This window comes from Nesterenkonia aethiopica (assembly GCF_039534665.1).
Taxonomy (GTDB): Bacteria; Actinomycetota; Actinomycetes; order Actinomycetales; family Micrococcaceae; genus Nesterenkonia; species Nesterenkonia aethiopica.
Genome location: NZ_BAAAVT010000013.1, coordinates 107384 through 113811, shown reverse-complemented (window position 1 = coordinate 113811; position 6428 = coordinate 107384). Strand labels below are relative to the sequence as shown.

8 protein-coding genes are annotated in these 6428 nt (G+C 68.3%); 3 read left to right on the top strand and 5 right to left on the bottom strand.

Going from position 1 to position 6428, the window contains the following annotated elements; all coding sequences use genetic code 11:
• Positions 1-59 precede the first annotated feature (59 nt).
• Both ABD658_RS11080 and ABD658_RS11075 read left to right on the top strand, forming a co-directional pair.
• On the top strand, positions 60-818 hold the full coding sequence (locus ABD658_RS11080; RefSeq protein ID WP_344744548.1) for an HNH endonuclease signature motif containing protein: 759 nt from the start codon (positions 60-62) through the stop codon (positions 816-818).
• Between the two features lie 113 nt (positions 819-931).
• Positions 932-1657 carry a maleylpyruvate isomerase family mycothiol-dependent enzyme gene (locus ABD658_RS11075; RefSeq protein ID WP_344681331.1) on the top strand — a complete coding sequence of 242 codons (726 nt, stop codon included), beginning with the start codon at positions 932-934 and terminating at the stop codon, positions 1655-1657.
• Here the strand turns inward: ABD658_RS11075 and ABD658_RS11070 are convergent.
• Together ABD658_RS11070 and ABD658_RS11065 are read right to left on the bottom strand one after the other, a co-directional pair.
• Positions 1647-2561: an NADP-dependent oxidoreductase gene (locus ABD658_RS11070; RefSeq protein ID WP_344681329.1), complete on the bottom strand. Its 915-nt coding sequence runs from the start codon at positions 2559-2561 to the stop codon at positions 1647-1649. The two genes, ABD658_RS11075 and ABD658_RS11070, sit on opposite strands and share 11 nt — an antisense overlap.
• Positions 2562-2617: 56 nt before the next feature.
• The gene (locus ABD658_RS11065) at positions 2618-3376 is read right to left on the bottom strand and encodes a GNAT family N-acetyltransferase (RefSeq protein WP_344681327.1); all 759 of its coding nucleotides are present in this window, start codon (positions 3374-3376) and stop codon (positions 2618-2620) included.
• 60 nt (positions 3377-3436) lie between these two features.
• Here ABD658_RS11065 and ABD658_RS11060 point away from each other — a divergent pair, with 60 nt between their 5' ends.
• The gene (locus tag ABD658_RS11060) at positions 3437-4264 is read left to right on the top strand and encodes an aldo/keto reductase (RefSeq protein ID WP_344681325.1); all 828 of its coding nucleotides are present in this window, start codon (positions 3437-3439) and stop codon (positions 4262-4264) included.
• Positions 4265-4270: 6 nt separating this feature from the next.
• On the opposite strand, the gene ABD658_RS11055 is transcribed toward ABD658_RS11060, so the two are convergent.
• From ABD658_RS11055 to ABD658_RS11045, 3 genes are all read right to left on the bottom strand, one after another.
• A complete protein-coding gene (locus ABD658_RS11055) occupies positions 4271-4879 on the bottom strand; it encodes an OmpA family protein (RefSeq protein ID WP_344681323.1) in 609 nt (202 codons plus the stop codon).
• Positions 4876-5535, bottom strand: coding sequence for a hypothetical protein (locus tag ABD658_RS11050; protein ID WP_344681321.1), 660 nt, complete (start codon positions 5533-5535; stop codon positions 4876-4878). Before ABD658_RS11050 ends, ABD658_RS11055 begins: the two co-directional genes overlap by 4 nt.
• 82 nt (positions 5536-5617) lie before the next feature.
• A complete protein-coding gene (locus tag ABD658_RS11045) occupies positions 5618-6418 on the bottom strand; it encodes an alpha/beta fold hydrolase (protein WP_344681319.1) in 801 nt (266 codons plus the stop codon).
• Positions 6419-6428: the final 10 nt, after the last annotated feature.

Here is a 6428-nt window from a genome sequence, read left to right as displayed (position 1 = left end):
GCCTCGAACCCCCACCCACAGATCCAGCCGATGCACGGGATCCTCGGACTCTGGCTCAGTTGGAGGCTGATCTGTTCGCCTCCTGGCTGCTCTCCGGCCGGGTCGAGGGCGCCCCGGTAGAGGCGAAGATCGCGGTGATGATCCCTGAGACCACCCTGACCGGACACAGCGACGACCCGGGCATCAGTGCCGACCGGAACTGGGTGATCCCGGCCAGCGATGTCCGCCACCTCGCCGGTGATCCCCGCACCTGCCACGACTGGTACCACGCCACCACCAGCCCACCCCAGCCCGGTCCGATCCAGCCCGGCCCGCACCGGCCCGGCGCAGGAGACGTCTCTCCGGACATCCTCTCCATCACCTATACCGGCCGCTACGCTCCGGCCCGGCTGCGGGACGCCATCATCTTCCGCGATGGGGTCTGCCAGGCCCCGGGGTGCACCATCCCGGCGCAGCGCTGCGATCTTGACCACCGGCTCCCCTACCCGGCAGGCTCCACCAGCGGGCCCAACCTGCAGGCCCTGTGCCGCAGACACCATCGGTTGAAGTCCCACGGACTGCTCACCGAAGAGGAACCGGCCACACCACCGAAGACAGCGACACCGATGGGCCCGGGATCACCATCAGCGCCGCCGAGTCCCCCAGCGCCACCTCGGCCCTGTCGGTCCCGGCACAGACCCCCACCCCTGACACGTCTGAACTGGACAGCACTGCGGGCCATGCCGCGCGCCCTGAACTCTCACCGTCGCGCCGCACCTGCCGGACCCATCGACCTGCTCCACACCAGTCATCGTGTCCACATCCGTGGCCACCCCTGACCACCACCGCATCCGCCACATTCACTGCTCCACATGCTGAGGACGGCCCCCACCCAGGTGCCATCCTCAGCATGCCCACGCCACTCCATGGCCGCCGCAGCTACGCTGTCTCCATGCGTGACTTCTCCAGTCGGCCTGACATCGACCATCTCGCGCTGCTCGCCGCCCTGCAGCGGGAGTTCCACGCGCATCTGCTCGTCGCCGACCCCGACGCGCCAGTGCCCTCCTGTGGCCGGTGGACTGTCCGGGACCTCACCGTGCATCTCAGTGACGTCCACCTCTGGGCGGCGGACATGGCTCAAGGCCTCGCCTCGGCCCCTGACGAGGAACGCCCCGCAGAACACCCGGAGGACCTCGCCGCGCACTATCGCTCCTGCGCCGCCCACCTCCACGAGACCCTCACTCAGCTCAGCCCCAATGCTCCCGCGCGGATCCTCGGACGTGACGGAACGGCGTCGTTCTGGCGACGTCGCCAGGTGCACGAGACCCTGATCCACCTCCATGATCTCGCCGAGTCTCTCGATGCCGAGCCACCCGAGGCGGGGGCCGAGGTGTGGGCCGACGGAATCGACGAGATCATCACCGTCATGCACCCCCGCCAGGTGCGGCGGGGACGCGCGGAGCCGCCGTCGTCGTCGGTCCGCGTGACCGCCACGGACGCCGCGACCAGTTGGGTCATGCCCGAGGACGCAGAAGACCCGGCCGCGGAGATCCGCGGCCGGGCCCAAGACGTCGCTCTGCTCCTCTGGGGGCGGCGCGACCTCGCGACCTCATCTCTCGAGGTGCGCGGTGACCGCGCCGCCGTGCAGCAGCTGCTGGATCAGCCGATCACTCCGTGACGTCGATGATGATCTTCCCGGAGCCGGCGCCGGCCTGATTGTGCGTCATCGCGTCGGCCGCCTGCTCCAGGGGGAAGTGCCGGTCGATCTCCACACTCAGGGCGCCGTCGGCGACTTTAGCCAAGAGCTCGGCCAGCTTCTGCCCGTCGGGCCGCACCCACACCCAGCGACCGCCGTGCTCCTCCACTGAGGGGTCCGCGATCGACCCGTGGCGACCGCCCTCGGCCAGCACATCCAACGTCTGCTCGAGCACTCCCCCGGCGAAGTCGGCGACCGCCGTGACGCCTTGGGGCGCCAGGCCACGGACTCGCTCTGCGAGCCCCTCGCCGTAGGTCAGCGGCTCCACGCCCAGCGCCCGAAGCTTCTCGTGATTCCGCTCCGAGGCCGTGCCGAGAACCCTGGCACCGGAAGCCGAGGCCAGCTGGGCCGCGAGATGACCCACTCCCCCGGAGGCGCCGTGGATGAGCAGGGTGTCGTCCCCGGAGAGACGCAGGGTCTCCAGGGAGCGCAGCGCGGTGAGACCCGCCAACGGCAGGCCTGCGGCCTCATCGAAGGACACGCCCGCGGGCACGCGCGCCACGGAAGTGGCCGGCAGAGCCACAAACTCGGCATAGGTGCCGCCGTGGACGACATCCTTGCGGGCGTAGGACGCCACTCGGTCTCCTGGAGCGAACTCGGGGACGTCGGGGCCCACCGCCTCCACCACCCCGGAGACGTCCCATCCCGGGATCACGGGGAACACCGCATCAAGCATCGCGTCGAGCCCACCGGCCATGAGCTTCCAGTCGACGGGATTGACCGCGGCGCGCTCCACCGCGATCAGCACCGCGCCGGGGCCCAGCTTCGGGGTCGGCTGCTCGGTGAGCTGCAGAGTGTCAGGTGAACCGTACTCGGAATAAGTCATCGCACGCATGGTGGCGAAAACCGTCCCAGCCGCGCACGCATTCCCGCTGTTCGCCATCAGATGAGCTGCCGGACGCCGGCCGAGCCCCGGACGAACCCGCAGGCTTTGAACACAGCACGATCCTGAGGGTCAGAGAAATCGGCGAAGAGCCGCCTGTGTCCCGCCTCTCGTGCCATCTCCGCGGCGCGCTGCACCAGCGTCTCCCCCAGCCGGTGATGCTCGGGATCCAAGAGCAGCTCCAGGACGACGGCGTCCTGGTCCCGGTCGCCGATCACCCGCACGAACCCCACCAGCCGACCAGAAGACGTCGCGGTCACCCAGCTCTCCCGGCCGTCAGCGCTGCGCGGAGACCATCCCGAGGCGGCCCCGTCCGGGTGCACGCGGACGCGCAGGCCCTCAAGTGCCTCAGCATCGAGCTCTCCGTCCACCTGAACGTCGGGCTCGGAGTCCGAGTCTCCGTCCCGCCGCCGACGACGGCGCCCGGCCCTGCGCTCAGACCGGTTCCTGGCGAAGGCACCACCCAGAGAGGCGGCGATGGTGACGAACAACCCCACGGCCAGCAGCGCGTAGAGCATGGTGAAGACCTTCGCCAATGGGCTGCTCGGCACCAGGTCCCCATAGCCGACGGTGAGGCCGCTGACCACGGAGAAGTACAGGGCATCGAGGACGGGCCACCCCTCGCTGAGCGTGTAGAAGATCGTGGCGCTGAGCACGAGCATCAGCAGACTCAGCAAGGCTCCGCGAAAGACGAGGTCCTGCCACGCCGTGCGGAGGGCTGAGAGGAAGCGGGTGAGCATCAGCGTCAGTCCGAGCATGACGGCATCCTACGCCGACACCCGCCACCCCGGACCGGCCAGGACGCGTATGCTCGGGCCATGGAACACCAGCAGCTGAACTCCGGAACCAGCATTCCACGCATCGGATACGGCACCGGCCGGTCGTCGGACCCGGCCAGGAACGTGGCCGCGGCCCTGCAGGCCGGCTACCGTCACATCGATACTGCCCAGATGTACGGCAACGAGGCCGGCGTCGGGGAAGGACTTCGCGCCTCGGGCGTCGCCCGGAATGACGTCTTCATCACCACCAAGCTCGACAACGGCAACCATGCGCCCGACGACGTCGACCGCAGCCTGGACGAGTCGCTGGCCCATCTCGGCCTGGACGCCGTGGACCTGTTCCTCATCCACTGGCCGGTGCCGATGCTGGAGATCGACTACGTGGACACGTGGCGAGCCATGATCGCCGTCGCCGAGTCCGGACGGGCGCGAGCGATCGGCGTCTCCAACTTCGAATCCCACCATCTGGAGCGGATCATCGAGGCCACCGGCGTGTTCCCAGCCGTGGATCAGATCGAGGCGCACCCGTACTTCTCCAACGATGAGCTGCGCCGCTGGTGCTGGAACCACGGGATCGCCGTCGAAGCGTGGAGCCCGCTCGGCAAGGGGGACGACCTGACGGACCCCGCCGTCATCGAGCTCGCCGACCGGCTGGGACGCACCCCTGCCCAGGTGATCCTGCGCTGGCACCTGCAGCGCGGCGACGTGATCATCCCCAAGACGGACCAGACCGAGCGGATGGCCAGCAATCTGGAGGTCCTGGACTGGGAGCTCGCAGCCGAGGACGCCGCCGTCCTCGACGCCCTGGACCGGGGTGAGGACGGCCGCCGGACCGCGCACCCGGACCACGTGCCGGCCGCGGGCTGAGCCGGATCAGTCCTCGTAGACGATCTCCACGCGGCGATTCGCGGCGTAGGTGGCGGGGTCCTCCTCCTCTTCGGTGACTGCCGGCTCGGTGTCGCCCTTGCCGGAGACCTCCAGCGTCAGATCGGGCCTCTCCTCGCTCAGGACGTCGGCGACCGCTTCGGCCCGCCGCTCCGAGAGCTCCTGGTTGTCGAACTCCTCGCCCGTGGGGACGGAGTCGGTGTGCCCGGTGACCTGCACCTCGGCGCTCTCTGGTATCTCGTCCACCAGCTCGGCCAGGTGGTCGCCGGCCCTGTCAGGCAGCTCCCAGCTGTTGATGCGGAAGAGGATGTCGGTGGACAGGGAGATCAGGTTCTCCTCGGCGTCCTCCACGGTGGGATCACCCAGATGTTCAATGAAGTCCTGCGCCGCGTACCGGTAGATGAAGGGGTCAGCGTCGTAGGCGTGCACGGCGTCGTCCATCTTCAGGTCCTCGGGGCGCTCCGGCGGGCCATCGAGGGTCTCCGTCTGCTCGACCGGGCCCCCGACATGTCCGGGATGGACCGCCGCCGTCGTGCCCAGCAGGACGACCATGCCGACGGCGACCCCTGCGGGGATGCGCACATCATGGCTCCTCATCGCTGGATCTCCACGTCCTGGAACTCCTGAACCCCGGGGACGACCGCGACGTCGACCGTGTCGATGTCATCCTCAGGAGCAGGGAAGTACGCCCAATGCGTGATGAGCTCCCCATGCTGAGCCTCGATGTCACCGACTGGCGACGCCCACGCACCGGTGGCAAAGGATCCGCCGAGCCATCCGCCTCCCTGGGCGAACTGGTTCGTGGTCTGCCGCGGCACGTGATAGGCCTTCAGATTCTCACGGTCGTTCACCACGGGCAGCAGAGTGGTGCTGCCCAGGCTGTGCAGGTTCTGGAAGAGATGCACCTCGGAGGGGTCCTCGTACTCCGGCACGAAGCTCACCGTCAGCAGCATGGCGTCGTCCACCACCTCGAGGGAGTGCAGCCCCATGGTGACTTCCCCCTCGGCGAAGCTGCCCTGGATGGGGTACGTGATGGTCTTCACCGCGTCGTCCATGGTGAGCGTGACGTCCTCGGCGGGTTCACGCGGCTCGTCGGGCGAATCCTCAGACGCCGGTTCCGGGCTCTCCTCGGACGTGGACTCGGGGCTCTCCTGCCCCGAATCGTCGTGCGGTTCACCTCCGAGCGTTCCGCATCCGGTCAGGGCCACGACTCCTGTCAGTCCGATGATTGTGGTCAGCGATCGAGACACCATGACGACTCCTCGGAATTCACTGCAATTTGCATATGCAATACAGTATGTCGTGGAGCGTGGCGGGTCAAACCCTCCAGGGGGCTCAGGATCCGAGGAACTGCCGCAGGACTGAAGTGAAGACCTCCGGCTGAGCCGCGTGGACCCAGTGACCGGCGTCCTTGATACGCAGCAGCTGCACCTGAGGGAAGAGCTCTCGCATCACGGGCCGGTGTTCCTCGTCGATGTAGTCCGAGTCGGCGCCGGCGACCCAGAGCACGGGCCCGGTGAACTGCGCGTCACCGGCGTCAGGGAAGCCGCCGATCACGTCGAGCTCGGAGCGCAGGAGCTCCAGATTGGACAGCCACCGGAACGCCCCGCCCTCACGGACCAGGCTCTGCAGCAGGAAACCGCGGGTCATCGCTTCCGGAATCGGCTCCTGGAGCTGCTCCTCGGCCTCGCGGCGTGAGCTCAGCCGGGTCACGTCGAGGGTGGCGAGGCTGTCGAGAAGATGTTCGAACTGACCCATGGGTCCCCCGGAGGACACCGGAGAGATGTCCACCACCACGAGCCTGTCGATCAGCTCGGGATGACGCAGGGCCAGGACCATGGCAACCTTGCCGCCCATCGAATGCCCGACCAGATGGACGGGCCCCTCGGCCGCGACGCCGGAACTCAGCTTCGCAGCCACATGATCGGCCATCTCTGCATAGTCGATTCGCTCGGTCCACTCGGACCGCCCATGATTCGGCAGGTCCAGCAGCAGGCTCCGGTGCTCCGGAGTCAGGCCCTTCGCGATCTGGGTGAAGTTCTTCCCCTGCCCGAAGAGCCCGTGCAGGAAGACCACCACAGGGCCACCCTCTCCGATCAGGGTGGTGTGCAGGCTGAGATCCGTCGAGGTGCTCACAGCCCCCAGC